Source organism: Streptomyces sp. NPDC058291 (assembly GCF_042880855.1).
Classification (GTDB): Bacteria; Actinomycetota; Actinomycetes; order Streptomycetales; family Streptomycetaceae; genus Streptomyces.
Genome location: NZ_JBHVYK010000053.1, coordinates 1 through 17,731 on the forward strand (window position 1 = coordinate 1; position 17,731 = coordinate 17,731).

General features: G+C 73.4%; 12 protein-coding genes. 5 read left to right on the forward strand and 7 right to left on the reverse strand.

The window, feature by feature from the left end; translation table 11 throughout:
- Positions 1 to 62: 62 nt before the first annotated feature.
- Both ACFVYK_RS24545 and ACFVYK_RS24550 read right to left on the reverse strand, forming a co-directional pair.
- Positions 63 to 1,421: an MFS transporter gene (locus ACFVYK_RS24545; RefSeq protein ID WP_389777693.1), complete on the reverse strand. Its 1,359-nt coding sequence runs from the start codon at positions 1,419 to 1,421 to the stop codon at positions 63 to 65.
- Positions 1,422 to 1,517: 96 nt separating this feature from the next.
- Positions 1,518 to 3,404 (reverse strand): ABC transporter ATP-binding protein, encoded by a 1,887-nt coding sequence (locus ACFVYK_RS24550; protein WP_389777694.1) that lies wholly within the window; start codon positions 3,402 to 3,404, stop codon positions 1,518 to 1,520.
- A 267-nt stretch (positions 3,405 to 3,671) separates the two neighbouring features.
- Here ACFVYK_RS24550 and ACFVYK_RS24555 point away from each other — a divergent pair, with 267 nt between their 5' ends.
- The gene (locus ACFVYK_RS24555; protein ID WP_389777696.1) at positions 3,672 to 4,646 is read left to right on the forward strand and encodes a YbhN family protein; all 975 of its coding nucleotides are present in this window, start codon (positions 3,672 to 3,674) and stop codon (positions 4,644 to 4,646) included.
- A gap of 330 nt (positions 4,647 to 4,976) precedes the next feature.
- On the forward strand, positions 4,977 to 6,074 hold the full coding sequence (locus tag ACFVYK_RS24560) for a mechanosensitive ion channel family protein (protein ID WP_389777698.1): 1,098 nt from the start codon (positions 4,977 to 4,979) through the stop codon (positions 6,072 to 6,074).
- Positions 6,075 to 6,089: 15 nt separating this feature from the next.
- On the opposite strand, the gene ACFVYK_RS24565 is transcribed toward ACFVYK_RS24560, so the two are convergent.
- Complete coding sequence (locus tag ACFVYK_RS24565; RefSeq protein WP_389777700.1) at positions 6,090 to 7,631, reverse strand: M1 family metallopeptidase; 1,542 nt, start codon at positions 7,629 to 7,631, stop codon at positions 6,090 to 6,092.
- A 220-nt stretch (positions 7,632 to 7,851) separates the two neighbouring features.
- Here ACFVYK_RS24565 and ACFVYK_RS24570 point away from each other — a divergent pair, with 220 nt between their 5' ends.
- Positions 7,852 to 10,071 (forward strand): NADP-dependent isocitrate dehydrogenase, encoded by a 2,220-nt coding sequence (locus ACFVYK_RS24570; protein ID WP_389777701.1) that lies wholly within the window; start codon positions 7,852 to 7,854, stop codon positions 10,069 to 10,071.
- Positions 10,072 to 10,171: 100 nt separating this feature from the next.
- Here ACFVYK_RS24570 and ACFVYK_RS24575 read toward each other — a convergent pair whose 3' ends face one another.
- Entirely contained in the window at positions 10,172 to 10,513 is a 342-nt protein-coding gene (locus ACFVYK_RS24575) for a DUF5713 family protein (RefSeq protein WP_389777702.1), read from the reverse strand.
- Between the two features lie 100 nt (positions 10,514 to 10,613).
- Between ACFVYK_RS24575 and ACFVYK_RS24580 the strand changes: the two genes are divergently transcribed.
- Complete coding sequence (locus ACFVYK_RS24580; RefSeq protein ID WP_389777704.1) at positions 10,614 to 11,411, forward strand: N-formylglutamate amidohydrolase; 798 nt, start codon at positions 10,614 to 10,616, stop codon at positions 11,409 to 11,411.
- A gap of 67 nt (positions 11,412 to 11,478) precedes the next feature.
- Here the strand turns inward: ACFVYK_RS24580 and ACFVYK_RS24585 are convergent, their stop codons facing one another.
- From ACFVYK_RS24585 to ACFVYK_RS24595, 3 genes are read right to left on the reverse strand one after another with little or no spacing between them, the layout of a single operon-like run.
- The gene (locus tag ACFVYK_RS24585) at positions 11,479 to 11,991 is read right to left on the reverse strand and encodes a hypothetical protein (RefSeq protein WP_389777756.1); all 513 of its coding nucleotides are present in this window, start codon (positions 11,989 to 11,991) and stop codon (positions 11,479 to 11,481) included.
- 44 nt (positions 11,992 to 12,035) lie between these two features.
- The gene (locus ACFVYK_RS24590) at positions 12,036 to 12,674 is read right to left on the reverse strand and encodes an RNA polymerase sigma factor (RefSeq protein ID WP_389777706.1); all 639 of its coding nucleotides are present in this window, start codon (positions 12,672 to 12,674) and stop codon (positions 12,036 to 12,038) included.
- A gap of 7 nt (positions 12,675 to 12,681) precedes the next feature.
- Positions 12,682 to 14,103, reverse strand: coding sequence for a S8/S53 family peptidase (locus ACFVYK_RS24595; protein ID WP_389777707.1), 1,422 nt, complete (start codon positions 14,101 to 14,103; stop codon positions 12,682 to 12,684).
- A gap of 322 nt (positions 14,104 to 14,425) precedes the next feature.
- Between ACFVYK_RS24595 and ACFVYK_RS24600 the strand changes: the two genes are divergently transcribed.
- Positions 14,426 to 17,074, forward strand: coding sequence for a CHAT domain-containing protein (locus tag ACFVYK_RS24600; protein WP_389777709.1), 2,649 nt, complete (start codon positions 14,426 to 14,428; stop codon positions 17,072 to 17,074).
- The last annotated feature ends 657 nt before the right edge of the window (positions 17,075 to 17,731 follow it).

The window sequence follows — 17,731 nt, forward strand, 5'->3', positions numbered from 1 at the left end:
CCGGGACCACCCGGGGCCCACAGCCATGTCCCGCATCACGACATCACCGCGGGCACACGGTGTCACGCTCCGCCGGACGGGCGACCGACGATCGTCATGGCCGGTGTGGCCGACCGCGGCCGGCCGTCGTGGCACCCGTCGGGCTCACCGGCCGGGGTCTTCTCGGCGGCCGTGGGATCCGGACGGTCGGCCCGCGGTCCGCGCCGGGCGCGGCGGATCGCGGGCGGCACGGCCAGTCCCGTGACCGCGAACAGGGCCCCCACGACGTACCAGCCGGGGCGGCCCCAGCCGATGCACAGGGCGATGAGCAGACCCGGCCCGAAGGCTTCGGCGAGGCCCGCTCCGAGCCCGAACACGCCGAGGTACTGGCCGGTGGCGTGCTCGGGGGCGAGCGCGAAGGACACCTCGAAACCGCCCGCGGAGTGCCACAGTTCCCCGACGGTGTGGATCACCACGGCGATCAGGAGCAGGGTGACGGCGGCCCACGCCGGCACGCCCGCGGACAGCGAGATCAGCACGCAGGCGGCCAGGAACGCCACGCCCGCCCGTCGGTAGGCCCGGCCGCCGGCCGCCGGGGAGACGACGGCGCGGCTCGCCCGTACCTGGAACGCGACGACGATGACCGTGCCCGTCAGCATCGTGCCGGAGACCAGCCAGTCCGGGGCGCTCGTGAACCCGACCAGCCACAGCGGCACGGCGACCGTGAGCACCTTGAACTGGACGGCCATGACGCCGTCGAGGAACGTGAGCAGGAGGTAGGGGCGATCCCGTAGGGCGATCCACCGGGGCCCGGTCTCCCGGGGGGCGGGCGCGAGCGGCGGCAGCGGGAGCAGGACCGCCGCGGCCGCCGCGAGCGCGACCGCGTTGCCCGCCACGAGGAGCTGGTACGCGGTCCGCGTGCCTGACTGAACGGCCCAGCCGGCCGCCAGGGCGCCCAGGGAGATGCCGACGTTGGAGACCGAGCGCAGATACGCGCGGAACTCCTGGGGGCGCTCGCCTCCATGGCGTCTGACGAGCGGGCTGCGCGCGGCCAGCCCCGCCGCCTTCGCCCCGGTGGCCGCGCTCACCGCCGCGACGAACGACAGGAAACCGTCGACGGCGAGGAAGCCGGCCGTCGCCAGCGCCTGGACCAACAGGGTCACCAGGTAGACGCCCCGCGCCCCGACGCGGTCGGCGAGATGGCCGACCGCGATCCCCACGGCGAGCGAGAGACAGCCCGCGATGCCGAGCCCCAGCCCCACCTGGGCGGGCGGGAGACGGACGGCCTGGGTGAAGTACAGGACGCCCGCCGTCAGATACAGACCGCTGCCGACGGTGTAGACGAAGTTCGAGACGGCCAGGACGCGTCGGGGACCGGCCGGCGGTGACAGCCGGTCCCTCGTGCGGGTCGGGGGGCTGGGTCGTTCGGTGTGGTGAGGCACGCACAGCAGGCTGCGGTAAGGCCCTTGTACGTCACAACCCTTACCGGTGCCCGGCCGGAACACCGCCCTCGGACGGATGCCCTCGGCCGGACGCCTTCAGCGAGCGGCCGCCTCGGTCATCCCCGGCTGGTCGAACTGCGTGCGGTACAGCTCCGCGTACCGGCCGCCGGCCGCCAGCAGCTCCTCGTGCGTGCCGCGTTCCACGATCCGGCCCGCCTCGACGACGAGGATCAGGTCGGCGGCGCGCACGGTGGACAGACGGTGGGCGATGACGACCGCGGTCCGGTCCGCGAGGGCCTCGGCGAGGGCCTCCTGCACCGCGGCCTCGGAGGTGTTGTCCAGGTGCGCGGTGGCCTCGTCGAGAATGACGACACGCTGGCCGGCCAGCAGCAGCCGGGCGATGGTCATGCGCTGCCGTTCACCGCCGGAGAGCCGGTAGCCGCGCTCGCCGACCACCGTGTCCAGGCCGTCCGGCAGGGAACGGACGAGGTCGTCGAGGCGGGATCGGCGCAGGGCGTCCCACAGTTCCTCCTCGTCGGCCCCGGGCCGGGCCAGCAGAAGGTTGGCGCGGACGGTGTCGTGGAAGAGGTGGCCGTCCTGGGTCACCATGCCGAGCGTGGCTCGCAGGGAACCCGCGCTCAGCTCACGGACGTCGACCCCGCCGATGCGGACGGCGCCCTCGTCGACGTCGTACAGCCGCGGCAGGAGTTGGGCGATGGTCGACTTGCCGGCGCCGGAGGAGCCGACGAGGGCGACGGTCTGACCGGGATCGGCGCGGAAGGAGACGCCGTGCAGCACCTCGTCGCCGCCGCGGGTGTCGAGGACCGCGACCTCCTCCAGGGAGGCGAGGGAGACCTTGTCGGCGGACGGGTAGCCGAACCGGACGTCGTCGAACTCGACGGAGACCGGCCCCTCGGGCACCTCGCGGGCGTCCGGCTTCTCCTCGATGAGCGGCTCCAGATCGAGCACCTCGAAGACCCGCTCGAAACTGACCAGGGCGCTCATCACCTCCACCCGGGCCCCGGCGAGGGCGGTGAGCGGGGCGTACAGTCGGGTCAGCAGCAGCGCCAGGGCGACGACGGCGCCCGGTTCCAGCGTGCCGTTCAGGGCCAGCCGGCCGCCGAGTCCGTAGACGAGGGCGAGGGCCAGCGCGGAGACCAGGGTCAGGGCCGTGAGGAAGACCGACTGGGCGGTGGCCGTACGGACGCCGATGTCCCGCACGCGGGCCGCACGCGCCGCGAACTCGGCCGACTCCTCCTCGGGACGTCCGAACAGCTTGATCAGGGTGGCGCCGGGCGCGGAGAACCGCTCGGTCATGCGGGTGCCCATCGCCGCGTTGAGCGCGGCCGCCTCCCGCTGCATGCCGGCCATCCGGCTGCCCATGCGCCGCGCCGGGATCACGAACACCGGCAGCAGGGCCAGCGCGAGCAGCGTGACCTGCCAGGACAGGGTGAGCATGACGGCGAGGGTGAGCACCAGGGTGACCAGGTTGGAGACCACCCCGGACAGGGTGTTGCTGAAGGCGCGCTGGGCGCCGATCACGTCGTTGTTGAGTCGGGAGACCAGCGCTCCCGTACGGGTACGTGTGAAGAACGCGACCGGCATCCGCTGCACATGATCGAACACGGCTGTGCGCAGATCGAGGATGAGCCCCTCCCCGAGCGTCGACGAGAGCCTCCTGCCCAGGACGCCGAGCGCCGCCTCCAGCACCGCGATGCCCGCGATGAGCAGCGCCAGCCGGACGACGGTGTCCGCGTCGCCGTGCGACACGATCGCGTCGACGACCCGTCCCGCGAGGACAGGGGTGGCGACGGCGAGCAGCGCGGTCAGCATCCCCAACATGACGAACAGCGCGATGCGGCGGCGGTGCGGGCGCGCGAAGGCGCCGATGCGGCGAAGTGTGGCCCGGTCGAAGGGGCGTCGTTCCTGCTGGGCGTTCATGACGCTGTACAGCTGCGTCATGGCCGTGGCGTCCATGCTCATGGAAGCGACCGTAGAACCTCGACCTTCCTTGAGGTCAAGTTTCCAGCGATCCCCGTCCCCGTCCCGATCCCCGTCGCCGTCCCGATCCCCGTCCCCGTCTCGGTTCCGGGCCCGGCTCCGCTCCCCGAGCCCCTGCCCCCGCCCCCGGCCCTCCTCATGCCGCTCCGCACCACGGTCTCGAACGCGAAGGACCCGATGACAGTACGCAATGTTCCGTCCCCGCTCCCGCAACCCGTGGTCGGCGCCGTGCGGAGAGACTCTCCGGGTGTGACGACGCTTCCGCTCCCCCCGCTCTCCCCGCTCCGGCCGGCCCGGCGCCTGCCGGTGCGTCACCTCCTGTGTCTGCTGCCCCTGGTGCTCGTCACCGTGGTGGCGGTGCGGCACCGGTCCGTCCTCGTCGAGGGGTTCGCCCAGTTGCGGCGGGCCGAGTGGCCGTGGCTGCTGGCCGCCGTCGGGGCGACCTGCCTGACCTGGGTGGCGGCGGCCGTGACCCGGCAGGGCGCGGTCGTGGAGCGGCTGCCCGGACGGCGGTTGCTGGCGACCCAGTTCGCGGCGGGCGCGGCCAACCATCTGCTGCCCACGGGCCTGGGCGCGAGCGCGGTCAACCTGCGGTTCATGACCGTGTGCGGGGTGCCGCTCGCCCGCTCCTCGGCGGCGCTCGCGCTGTACCTGCTGGCGGAGGGCGTGGCCCGGGTCGGCCTGCTGACCGTGCTGCTGCTGGTCTTCCCCGACGCGCTGCGGCTCGACCCGCTCCTGCCCGACGGGACGCTCGGCCCGCTGCTGGGCGCTCTCGGGGCGGTCGCGCTCACGGCGGCGGGCGCCCTCGCCCTGGTGCCCCGGCTGCGGTCGGCGGTGGGCTCCTTCCTGCGCACCGCGCTGGGCGAGGCCCGCTCGGTGCACCGCCGTCCGGCCCGGGTGCTGGCGCTGTGGGGCGGCTCCCTGGCGTTCCCGGTGCTGCAGGCGGCCGGTCTGGCGGCGGTGGGACGGGCGTTGGGACTGCCGGTGCCGGCGGCGCACATGGCGGTCGCGTATCTGGCGGCCACGGCGGCGGTCGCGCTGGTGCCGACGCCGGGCGGGATCGGTTCGGTGGAGGCCGCGCTGGTGGTGGCGCTGGTGGCGGCCGGCGGGCCGGTGACGGTGGCCACCGCCGTGGTCCTCGGCTACCGGATCATCACCGTGTGGCTGCCGCTGGTACCGGGCGCTCTCACGCTCGGGGCACTGGTCCGGATGAAGGTCATCTGACCGGACCGGGTCAGCTGACCCGACCCGCGACGAGTCGCCAGGCCGTCCTGCTGCAGCATGGCGGGTGGTCCGGGTGAGCATCCGCTGGGTGATGTCGGACACCTGGCGTTTCAGGTCGGTGTGGCGAAGAGGGCGCACTGGAGCACCGAGGTCACCGGCGTGCGAACTCCCGTGCCGGATACGGCAGGATGAGCGGTCGCGTCTCTCCGCGGGTGAGCGGGACGGGCGCGACCGCACATCCCGGAACCGAGCAGGTGACATCGTGACGAGACTTCAGATCCGGCCGACGACGGCCCCGGCGGCCGCGCACCGACCTCCCGGAGGCGACCGGTGAACCGCGCACTGACCCTGGACGACAGTGTCGTCGCCGGAATCGCCCTGGGCGCGGGTCTGTTGGCCGCCTTCCTGTCGCGCACGATGCTGCGCTGGCTGGCCAAGCACGCCAAGCGCACCAGGTGGAGCGGCGACGACGTCATGGTGGACGCGCTGCGCACCGTGGTGCCGTGGGCGGCGATCGCCGGCGGGGCGGCGGCCGCGGCCGCGGTGCTTCCGCTGACGAAGGCCGTCCAGCACACCGTCAACCAGTCCCTGACCGTGCTGCTGATCTTCGTGGTGACCGTGTCGGCGGCACGGGTCTTCGCGGGCCTCGTGCGGTCGGTGACGTCCTCGCGCTCCGGTGTCGCCGGGTCCGCGACGATCTTCGTGAACATCACCCGGATCCTGGTGCTGGCCATCGGCTTCCTGGTGGTCCTGCAGACGCTGGGCATCTCCATAGCGCCGATGCTCACGGCCCTGGGCGTCGGCGGTCTGGCCGTCGCGCTGGCGCTGCAGGACACCCTCGCGAACCTCTTCGCGGGCATCCACATCCTCGCCTCGAAAACCGTGCAGCCCGGCGACTACATCAAGCTGAGCAGCGGCGAGGAGGGCTACGTCGAGGACATCAACTGGCGGCAGACGACCGTGCGCGCGCTGTCCAACAACCTGGTCGTCATCCCCAACGGCCAGCTCGCGAAGTCGAACATGACCAACTACATGCGTCCCGAACAGCAGTTGACGGTCCTGGTGCAGGTGGGCGTGGCCTACGACAGCGATCTGGAGCAGGTGGAGCGCGTGACGTCCGAGGTGATCGCGGAGGTCATGACGGGCGTGGACGGGGCTGTTCCGGAGCACGAACCCGCCATCCGCTTCCACACGTTCGGCGACTCGCGGATCGGCTTCACCGTCATCCTGGGCGTCGGCGAGTTCAGCGACCAGTACCGGATCAAGCACGAGTTCATCAAGCGCCTGCACCGCCGTTACCGCGAGGAGGGCATCCGGATCCCGGCGCCGGCCCGCACCGTGGCGTTGCAGCAGGGCGCGGTGGTCATCCCCCAGCAGCGGACCGGGGACGGCGTCGTGCAGGGCGAGGTTCCCGCCCTGCACGACTGACGGCGGCCGTCCGGGTCAGAGCGTGGCCGAGTTGTCGTGCCGGGGCGCGTCCGTTCGGCGGCGCGGCGCGGTGAGGGACGGAGGCGCCGGGGTGACCGTCCAGTCCGGATGGCCGGGCATCCTCGGCGTCGTCGTGCCGTACAGCCAGTCGCGCAGGAAGCCGGAGACGTCCTGCCCGCCGACCAGCGAGGCGACGGCGATGTAGTCCTCGGTGGAGGCCGAGGAGTCGCGGTACCGGGCCAGGAAGGCCCGCTCGACCGCGTGGAAGGCGTCCTCGCCGATGAGCTGGCGCAGTGCGTACAGGACGAGGACGCCGCCCAGGTAGCGCTGGCTGTCGAAGAGGTTGGCCGCGTTCGGCGCGGCGACCGGACCGGAGGTCCTGCGCCACTGGTCGCCGCGCGCGTAGGTGTCCTTCATCCGGGCTTCGAAGGTGGTCAGGCCCAGGGAGTCCGCCCAGCCGCGCTCGTAGCGGTAGAGCAGCCCGTAGAAGTCGGCGTGACCCTCGTTGATCCACAGGTCGGCCCAGGTGGCGGGGCTGACACTGTTGCCGAAGTAGGAGTGGACCAGCTCGTGCATCATGTGCGAGCCGATCTTCGGCTCCGCCTGGAGCAGGAAGTTCGGCTTGTACAGGGTGAGGGTCTGGGTCTCCAGGCCGGTGAAGTCGAAGGCGTTCGGGTCGTCGGAGTTGCAGGGCAGCAGCCCGTACGTCTCGAACGGGTAGGCGCCCAGCCGGGCCTCCAGCCACTCGACCAGGCCCGGGGTGAGGGCGAGGGCGGGCTCCAGGGCCTCGGCTCGCGCGGTGGGGACTACGTCGCGCAGGCGCAGTCCGTGCGGCCCGGGACGCTCCTTCACCACGTAGTCGCCGACCGTGATCTGCACCAGCTCTGTGGCCATCGGCGAGCGGGAGCGGTAGGTGTAGGCGGTGCGGTCGCCGGCCAGGTTCTCGGTGCACACCAGCGAGCCGTTCGCGACGGCGCGCAGCGCCGCCGGAACGGTGATGCGGAAGGTGAAGTCCGCCTTGTCCGACGGGTGGTCGTTGCACGGGAAGACGGTGTGCGCCGAGTCCGGCTGGGGGCAGATCGCGAACCCGTCCGGGGTGGGGACCCACGCGGTGTGCGCCAGGGTGCGCCGCGGGTCGGCCGTGTACGCCACGCACACCGTGACGCGGTCCCGTGCGCGCAGCGCGCGGGCGGGCGTGATCCGCAGCTTCTCGTCCGCCTGCTCGAAGGCGGCGGTGCGGCCGTCGACACGGACCGTGCGGATGTCGAGGCCGAGGGAGTCGAGGGAGAGCCGGGTGAGGGCCTGCGTGGTGTGCAGCTCCAGCGTCGCCGTGGCGTCGACGAGAGCGGTCGTCGGATCGTAGGAGAGGTCGAGGTGGTAGGCGGCGACGCGGTACCCGTCGTTGCCCAGATGCGGGAAGACGGGGTCCCCGAGCGTCTCGGGGGCCGGAGCGCCGTCGGTCCCGCCGTCCGCGTGGGCCGTGCCTCCCCCGGCCAGCATGGCCGCCGTGCCTATCAGGGCGGCCGCCGGGGCCGTCACTCTGCTGCGATATCTCATGGTCCGCTTTCGCTCGGGCGGCCGGCTGGTCGGTCCGGCCGTCGGATCAGGTCGAGGATCTACTTCCTTGACCGCGAAAACGGCTCCTTCGGTTGCATCCGGCGGACACCTGGGCCGCCACCTCGGCCGTTCCGGCTGGGGGGAGACCCCTGTCGAGCCGAGACCCATCACGAGATATCTTGATGTCGAGCAATGTTGCAGACGTGGAGCGGAGCACCCGGTGACTGACTCGACCATCATCTATACGCACACTGACGAGGCCCCGGCCCTGGCAACGTATTCCTTCCTGCCGGTGGTCCAGGCGTACGCCTCGCAGGCGGGTGTCGCCGTGGAGACGCGGGACATCTCGCTGGCCGGGCGCATCATCGCCGTGTTCCCGGAGTACCTGACCGAGGACCAGCGGATCCCGGACGCGCTGACCGAGCTGGGCGAGCTGGCCAAGACGCCCAAGGCCAACATCATCAAGCTGCCGAACATCTCGGCGTCGATCCCGCAGCTCAAGGCCGCGGTCGCCGAGCTGCAGGCCCAGGGCTACGCGCTGCCGGCCTACCCGGACGACCCGAAGACCGACGAGGAGCGGGAGATCCAGGCCCGCTACGACAAGATCAAGGGCTCCGCCGTGAACCCGGTCCTGCGTGAGGGCAACTCCGACCGCCGCGCCCCCGCCTCGGTGAAGAACTACGCCAAGACCCACCCGCACCGCATGGGCGCCTGGTCGTCGGAGTCCAAGACCGACGTCGCCACCATGGGCGAGAACGACTTCCGCTCCACCGAGAAGTCCGCCGTGATCTCCGAGGCGGGCTCGCTGCGCATCGAGCTGCTCGCCGCGGACGGCTCCACGACCGTCCTGCGCGAGTCCGTACCGGTCCAGAAGGACGAGGTCGTCGACGCCTCCGTGCTGCACGTCGCGGCGCTGCGGCAGTTCCTCACCGCGCAGATCGCCCGCGCCAAGGCCGAGGGCGTGCTGTTCTCGGTGCACCTCAAGGCCACGATGATGAAGGTCTCCGACCCGATCATCTTCGGTCACGTGGTCCGCGCGTTCTTCCCGAAGACCTTCGAGCGGTACGGCGCGACGCTGGCCGCGGCGGGCCTGTCCCCCAACGACGGTCTCGGCGGCATCCTCAAGGGCCTGGAGGCCCTTCCCGAGGGCGACGCGATCAAGGCCTCCTTCGACGCGGAGCTCGCCGAGGGCCCGGCGCTGGCGATGGTCGACTCCGACAAGGGCATCACCAACCTGCACGTGCCGTCCGACGTCATCGTCGACGCCTCGATGCCGGCCATGATCCGCACCTCCGGCCACATGTGGGGCCCCGACGGCCAGGAGGCCGACACCCTCGCGGTCCTGCCGGACTCCTCCTACGCCGGCGTCTACCAGGCGGTGGTCGACGACTGCCGCGCCAACGGCGCCTACGACCCGTCGACGATGGGCTCCGTGCCCAACGTCGGCCTCATGGCGCAGAAGGCCGAGGAGTACGGCTCCCACGACAAGACCTTCGAGATCAAGGCCGCCGGAACGGTCCGCCTGGTCGACCAGGCCGGCAACGTGGTCATCGAGCAGGAGGTCGCCGAGGGCGACATCTTCCGCGCCTGCCAGACCAAGGACGCGCCGATCCGCGACTGGGTCAAGCTGGCCGTCACCCGTGCCCGCGCCACCGGCGACCCGGCCGTGTTCTGGCTGGACGAGACCCGCGCCCACGACGCGCAGCTGATCACCAAGGTCAACGCCTACCTGCCGGAGCACGACACCGAGGGCCTGGACATCCGCATCCTCGCCCCGGTCGAGGCCACCAAGCTGTCGGTGGAGCGCATCCGGCGCGGCGAGAACACCATCTCGGTGACCGGCAACGTCCTGCGCGACTACCTGACCGACCTGTTCCCGATCCTGGAGCTGGGCACCAGCGCCAAGATGCTGTCGGTCGTCCCGCTGATGGCGGGCGGCGGCCTGTTCGAGACGGGCGCCGGCGGCTCCGCGCCGAAGCACGTCCAGCAGCTGGTCAAGGAGAACTACCTGCGCTGGGACTCCCTGGGCGAGTTCTTCGCCCTGGTGCCGTCCTTCGAGCAGTACGCCGAGGCCACCGGCAACACCCGCGCCAAGGTCCTCGCCGACACCCTCGACCGCGCCACGGCGACCTTCCTCAACGAGGACAAGTCCCCGACCCGTCGCGTCGGCGGCATCGACAACCGCGGCAGCCACTTCTACCTGTCCCTGTACTGGGCGCAGGAGCTGGCCCGGCAGACCGACGACGTCGAACTGGCCAAGGCCTTCTCCTCGATCGCCGAGACGCTCGCCGCGAACGAGCGGACCATCGTCGACGAGCTGATCGCCGCCCAGGGCAAGCCGGCCGACATCGGCGGCTACTACCAGCCCGACCCGGCCAAGGCGGCCGCGGTCATGCGCCCCTCGGCCACCTGGAACGAGGTCCTCGCCTCACTGAGCTGACGCGGGCGGCCCACGAGCCGCACCACGCCCCGACCGCGCCCCGACCGGCACCGCCCGGCCGGGGCGCGGCCCGTGTGCGCCCCGTGCCCGGCCCTCACGCTCACCAGTCCCGGGTGGCGATCAGCTCCTCCACGTCCGCGTCCTCGAAGCCGTAGGCCCGGGCGACGAAGCCGAAGTCCGCCGCTATCTCCTCCCGGGCCACCGTCTCGATGTCGCTGTCGGCCTCCCAGAAGGCGTCCTGCAGGGCGTTGAACTCCTCGGTGGCCGCCTGGGCGAGGACGTACAGCGCGTCGAGGCCGTCGGGCCGCCCGGCCTCGACCCGCTCGCACAGGCGCAGCAGGATCTCCCTGCCACGGTCCACCAGGTGATCCGGGTAGTAGCCGTCCCGGTACAGCGCCGCCAGGAACGCGTGTCCGGTCACCTGCTCGTTCGTCAGCGCCATGCCGCTTCCCCGCCCTGTTCCCCGTCGTGCTGTGCTGTCGTGCTGTGATGGCGTCTCCGATCATGCACGACGCCACTGACAACGCCCCGGGAGCCGCCCGATGACCACTGCCGCACCGTCCTTCGCGTTCCTGCCGGGCGCCGCCGGCTCACCGGTGATCCTCCATGTGCCGCACTCGGCGCGGGAGATACCCGCCGAGGTGCGGGCGGGCATCGTCCTGGGCGACGAGGCGCTGGAGCGGGAGCTCGACCACATCACCGACGCGCACACCGCTCGGATCGCACAGGAGGCCGCCCGTACGGCGTCGCCGACGCCCTGGCGGTTCGTGAACCGGCTGTCGCGGCTGGTCGTCGACCCGGAGCGGTTCCCGGACGAACGGGAGGAGATGCGGGCCGTCGGGATGGGCGCGGTGTATACGCGGACCACGCACCGCGAGCCGCTGCGGCCGGACGACACGGACCCCGAGCCGCTTCTCGCCCGCTACTTCAGGCCGTACGCGCGCGCCATGACGGAGGCCGTCGCCGAGCGGCTGGCAGCGGTCGGCCGCGCCGTCGTCATCGACGTGCACTCCTACCCGGCCGCGCCGCTGCCGTACGAGCTGCACGGCGAGGGGCCGCGCCCGCCGGTCTGCCTGGGCACCGACGCCTTCCACACGCCGCCGGAGCTGCCGGCCGCCGCGCGCGAGGTGTTCGCGCAGTTCGGGGAGACGGGGCTCGACAGCCCGTTCGCCGGGGCGTACGTACCACTGGAGTACTACGGCAAGGACCCCAGGGTGAGCGCGTTGATGGTGGAGATCCGCCGGGACGTCTACATGACCGAACCCGGCGGCCCGGCCGGTCCGGGGCTCCCCCGGCTCGCCTCGGCCCTGGCGACCCTCGTGACGGCGGCCGGCAGCTGACCGACCCCCCGGCCGCCCCGGGGCGAGGGGCGGCCGGACATCCCCGCGTCGCGCGCGGGCGGTGTGCTCAGGCGCGCAACCACTCGGTGACGACCACCTCGCCGCCCGTGCGCAGTCGCAGGGCGAACGGGCCGGCGGGCGGTGCGTCGCAGGCGAAGCGGCCCATGTCGTCGGCGGTGAGGACGGCGGTCGCCCGGGGGCCGCGCAGGACCTCGATCGCCGCCGGCTGGGGCGGCAGCAGCTGCCCCAGCAGACCGTCCCCGGTCACCTCGACGTCGACCGTCAATCCGCCGGTGTGGAAGGTCAGCATGCGCGGCACGTCCACCGGGCCGCGCACCGGGATGGCGTCGACCAGCGAGTCGAACGTCAACTCGGCGATGCGCGCGTCCAGGTCGTGCAGCGCGTAGGCCTCGATGGCGACGCGCCGCAGCTCGGCCGGGACCGGGTCAAGGATGGCGGCGGCCTCGCGGAGCTCCTCCTCCAGCCGGTCGTGGTCCAGCTCCTCGTCGACGAAGGGCGCTTCGCCGAAGACGTCGTCCGGGCCGTCGTCGTTCGCGTTCATCCCGTTCATCCCGTTCATCGCGTCGTTCGCGTTGTTCGCGTCGTCGGCGTCGTTCATGTCGCTCACCGTGCTCCCCGTGCGTCGAGTCGGGCGCGCAGCCGGCGCAGACATCGCTGGCGCATCGGTCCGATGCTGCCGACGGCGATGCCGAGGGCGGCCGACACCTCCTGATAACTGGGCGGCGGCGAGGCGATCAGCACCCGCAGCAACTGCCGGCAGCGCTCGCCGAGCGCCTCGAACTCCTGCCACAGGAAGCGGACGCGCTCGCTCTGCGCGGCCGCCTCCTCCGAGTCCAGCACGAACTGCTCCGGCGTGCGGTCCTCGCTGGCCCGGTCCAGCAACTGCGGATCGTCGGTCGGCGTCAACCGCTTCAGGCCCTTGATCACTTTCAGGCACTCGTTGCGCGCGGTGCTCGCGAGCCACGCGCCCGCCTTGTGCGGCTCACGGATCCGCCCGAGGTGCTGGGCGAACCGGAACCACACCGTCTGGTACACCTCGTGCCCGTCGGCGTCCGAGAGCCGGTGTGCGCGGACCACCGACCACACCAGCGGGCTCAACCCGTCCACCAGCGCTTTCCAGGCCGCCGTGTCACCGTCGACGGCGGACCGGACGAGCGCGCCGACATCACTACGGTCCACGGTCCCACCCCTCGTGTACGGCCTGTCATCGTACGCCGTGGCGGGGCCGGCGCCGGACCTCATGCGGGCCTCACGACGGGCCGACCGGGACCGGACGCCAGGTGGGCGGGAGCAGGGCCGGCACCCGCGCTCCCCGCACCTCGGCGAAGTCCGCGTGGACGGCGAGCAGGTCGCGGGCGGCGGCGCGCGGGTCGGTCAGCTGATGCTCCGTCATGTGGGCGGCCACGAGCCCGGCCGCCACGGGTGTCGCGAACGACGTCCCGCTCCAGGACGCCAGACCTTCGAACATCACCTGGTCCGGCTTGCCGGGGGCGCTCTGCTGCGCCTCGCTCAACACGCCGGTGTGGCGCGGGGACCGGCAGGTGCAGGAGTAGGCGAAGCCGTAGCGGCAGGTCTCGTAGGTGGAGTGCTGGTAGACGTACGGGACGGGGGTGTCGAACCCGGTGAGGGCGCTGACGAGCCGCTCGCCGGGGGCGTACGCCTTCACCCAGGCGCCGTGGTTGCTGAAGCAGGCGCCGAACGCGCCGTCGCCGCGCAGCGCGCCCACCGACAGCACTGCGTCGGCGTGGTCGGGCAGCGAGGCGTAGGCCGCGGGCCAGAAGGGCGCGGCACTCGCGTTGTTGCCGGCCGCGGCGACCAACAGGGTCGCGTGCAGGCGCAGTTCCTCCATGAAGGCCGCCACGCCGAGCAGACCGTCCAGCCGCCCGTTGGAGGTGCCGGCGGAGAGGCTGATGATGTCGGGCCAGCCGTCCTCGACGGCGTCGAAGAGCCGCTCGCCGAACTCGGACTCCAGGATCGCGCCGGCGTCGTTGAGGGTGCCGCGCACGGTGACGTCGGTGTGCGGGGCCACGGCCGCGACGAGTCCGGCGATGAACGTGCCGTGGCCGACGTACTGCTGGAGGACGCCGTCCTCGTCGGTCTCCCTGGCCTGGACGTCGCCCTCGGTGCGGGTCAGCAGCGGATAGGAACGGTAGTCGTGGGTGAGGCCGGTGTCGATGACGAGCACGCCGACGCGGCCGGCGGCGTCGGCGGACGTCCGCGCCGGGGCCGGGTTGGGCTGCTCGGTGCGAGCGACGGGCACCGGCTCGTCGCCGGGGCAGGCGTTGACGGCGATCGACACGACATGGTTGCGGCTGACCAGCCGGCGGCCCGCGCGTCCCTCCGTCTCGCGCAGGGCGCGCAGGGCCCCCGCCACGGCGTGGTCGCCGGCCCGGCCGCCCTCTCCCGGGTCCCCGACCCGGATGCGGGCGATGCCGGAGCGGTTGGCCTGCGGTCCGGCGCGGCGCACATGGTCGGGGACCAGCCCCTCGGTCGCGGTGAAGTGCGAGCGGACGGCGTCCTCGACGACCTGGGCCTCCTCGCCGTCGCGGGCGAGGACGACGCCCTTCTCGTAGATGAACTCCGCGGAGTCGTCCGGACCCATCGCCAACGGGACGTCGGGCAGCGAGCGTTGGATCTGGTCGAACTGCTCGTGGAATCGCTGTGGCGCCATGGCGTGTCCTCCCCCTACGGCCGGTGGTCGTCAACGAGACCCGCTGGACGGCCGTCTGATACAGGTGGTGCGACGGCGGATGAGGGCGGTGCGGTTGCGTCCGCGCGTCCCCTTCCACGCCGTCGCGCCGCCGTCGCTCTCCCCCGCCGTCCCGCCCTCGCCCTTTGCGACGCCGTGGCCGTGGCCGTCCCCATGGCCGTCGTCGTCGCCGGCGCCATCGCCGTCACCATCGTCGTCACCGTTGACGCGACGTCCGATCGTTACTGGTGGATGCGGCGCCGAAAGGGTGTGGCCCGCGGAGCGGAGCACTACCATCCGTGGAGTGACAGCGGGAAACGACTCGGTTCTCGAACTGCTGCCGATGGTGTTCGCCGCACCGGGCGACGCGTTGTCCCGGGCGGAAGGAGTGCTCGACACCGATCCGACGCCGTTGCACGCCTCCGTCGCCCACCAGGTGATCGGCATCTGGCAGCGGGACTGGGGCGACATGCGTCTCGCCCTGGACCATCTGCGCCGCGCCCGGGATCTCGCGGCGCGCGCGGACTCGGCCGAGCGCGAGGCGGACGTCCTCGGCACGCTCGGGGTGGCGCTGGTGCACGCGGGCCGCACCCGGCAGGGGCTGCAGGCGTTCGAGCGGGGCGTCGAGCGCGGGTCGGGCCACACCCGCGCGCGGGTGCTGTTCCGGCGGGCCTACTCGCAGTGGGTGCTCGGCCACCACCGCGAGGCCCTGGAGGACGTGCGCCGGGCGATCCCCGTGCTGCGTCAGGCCGACGACGTCATCTGGACGGCGCGCGCCCTCACCCTGCGCGCCACCGTGCATCTCGCCCTCGGGGCGGTGGAGCGCGCGGAGGCGGACTTCACGGCGGCCGAAACACTGTGGGACACCACCGGCCAGGAGCACGACAAGGCCGACGCGGTGGAGAGCCGGGGCCTGGCCGCGTTCCGCTCGGGGGACGTCCCGGCCGCGCTGCGGCTGCTCGACGAGGCGGAGGAGCGGTACGCCAAGCTCGGCACGCCCACCTTCATGCTCACCGTCCGGCGCTGCGAGGTCCTGATGGCGGCCGGTCTGGCGCCCGAGGCGCTGGCCGAGGCGGACGCGGCGATCGGGGTCCTGGACGGCATCGGCGGGCAGTCCACCCGCAAGGCGGAACTGCTGCTGGCCGCCGCGAAGGCGGCACGCCTGGCGGGCGATCCGGGCACGGCGATCGCGCGTGCGGCCGTGGCCGAGCGGCTCTTCGCGGGCCAGCAGCGCACCTGGTGGGAGGCGCACGCGCGACTGGTGCTGATCGAGGCGCGGGTCGCCACCGGTCGCGCCTCCGGCCGGCTGGTCGCGGACGCCGCACGGCTGGCGGAGCGGCTGGCCGCCTTCCAGGCGCCGGCCGCGCCCGAGGCCTGGCTGCTGGCGGGCCGGATCGCGCTGGACCTGGACTGGGGCACGGACGCCGAGCGCTATCTGCGGATCGCGGCGCGCAGCCGGCGCAGCGGTCCGCCGCTGGCCCGCATGACGGGCTGGGCGGCGCAGGCGCTGTGGGCGCGGGCGACGGGCTCGGGCCGTGGCGTGCTGGAGGCCTGCCGGCGCGGGCTCGACGTCCTCGACGCCCACCGCATGACGCTGGGCGCCACCGAACTGCGCGCCCGGGCCGCCGCGCAGGGCGCCGAACTCGCCTCGCTGGCCCAGGAGGTGAGCCTGGAGCGGGGCGGGCCGCGGCGGCTGCTGGCGTGGAGCGAACGCTGGCGGGCCACGGCGCTGTCCACGCCGCCGACCCGGCCGCCGACCGATCCCGCGCTGCTGAGCGGCCTGACCGCGTTCCGGGTGATCGCCGCCCGCGCCGAGGCCGCCCGGATGGAGGGGCGGCCGGTGCTCGCCCTGGAGCGGGAACAGCGCCGCCTGGAACAGGAGATCCGCTCCCGGACTCTGCACATCCGCGGGGGCGCCGCCCGGGGCGGCGATCGGTTCGCCGGGGACGGGTTCGGCGGGGACCGGTTCGGCGGGGACCGCTTCGACGCGGGCCGGCTGCTGGAGCGGCTGGGCGAGGGGCGGCTCGTCGAACTGGCCGTGCTGGGCGGGCGGGTTCAGGTGCTGCTCTGCGGGGACGGGCGGGTGCGCCGGTTCGCCGGTGGACTGCTCGCCGAGGCGGAACGCGAGGCCGAGCACGTCCAGGCCGGGCTGCGCCGGCTGGCCCATCCCGGCGCGGAGGGGCGACTGCCGGTGGTGGAGGCGGCGGGACGGCGGCTGGAGGAGCTGCTGCTGGGCGAGGCGGCCGGGCATCTGGGCTCCGGTCCGGTCGTGGTGGTTCCGCCGGCCCGGCTGCACCGGGTGCCGTGGGCGCTGCTGCCGTCGCTGCGCGAGCGGGTGCTGAGCGTGTCCCCGTCGGCGAGCGGCTGGCTGCGCGCGCGGGACACCGAGCCGCCGCCGGGCGGGCGTCAGGTCCTGGTGCGCGGACCCGGGCTGGCCACTGGCGGGGCGGAGGTGCCGGAGGTGGCGGGCCGCTACGGCAGGCCGGTCGTGCTGGAGCAGGAGGACGCCCATGTCCCGCGCGTGCTCGCGGAGTTGGACGGAGCCGCGCTCGCGCACATCGCCGCGCACGGCGCCTTTCGGGCGGACAGCCCGATGTTCTCGTCGCTGCGCATGGCGGACGGGCCGCTGATCGTGCACGACTTCGAGCGGCTGGCCCGCAGCCCGTACCGGATCATCCTCTCCAGCTGCGACACCGCCCGGCTCGCCTCGGTGGGCGCGGACGAACTCCTCGGCCTGGTCACGGCGTTGCTGCCGCTGGGCACGGCGGGCGTGGTGGCGAGCAGTGCGCCCGTCAACGACGCGGCGGTCGTCCCGCTGATGCTCGCCCTCCACAAGGGCGTGAGCGCCGGCCTGTCCCTGGCGGAGGCGCTGCGCGACGCCCGGGCCGCGCTCCCGGGGGACGCCGTCCACCAGGCGACGGGCTGGGCGTTCACGGCCTTCGGCGCGGCCTGAACGGGGCGTCCGCTCCGGCCGGTGGGCCGGCCGGCAGCCGGCAGCGGCAGGGGTTCGGCGAAGGCGAGGCGGTCGAGGGTGTCGCGTTCGCCGGGGCAGCGGCGGACGAGGACGGCGGCGGCGCGTTCCCGCAGCGCGGGAGTGACCGGGGCCCGGCGGCGCATTCCCGCAACGCGGGAGTGACCGGGACCCGGCCGCGCATTCCCGCAACGCGGGAGTGACCGGGACCCGGCCCCGCCACGTCCACGGGTCGCCGTCCGGGTCCCCGCCCGCCGGCGATGCTCGGGCAGCGCGTCCAGCAGGTCGCGCGGCAGGCGCGGGTCGCCCCGGCGCAGACGGTGCAGCCGGTTGACGGTGGAGGGCTCCACGTGGCCGCCGACGGCGTCCGTGCGAACCCCGCTTCTTCGCGGGACAGGACGACGGGGGCGTCCCTCGCAACGCCACGTTCCCGCACGCGGCTCGTCCGGGGCCGCCGGTACGTCGTCCGCGTCCGCCTGTACCGCGGCTGGGGTTCGGGCGAGACGGCCGTCATGTGCTGGTGAGCCCGACGGCCGCGCGAAGACCATGGTCCGGCGCGGGGGAAGCGCCGGGGCCATCGCCTTCGCCTTCGCCTTCGCCTTCGCCTTCGCCTTCGCCTTCGCCTTCGCCTTCGCCTTG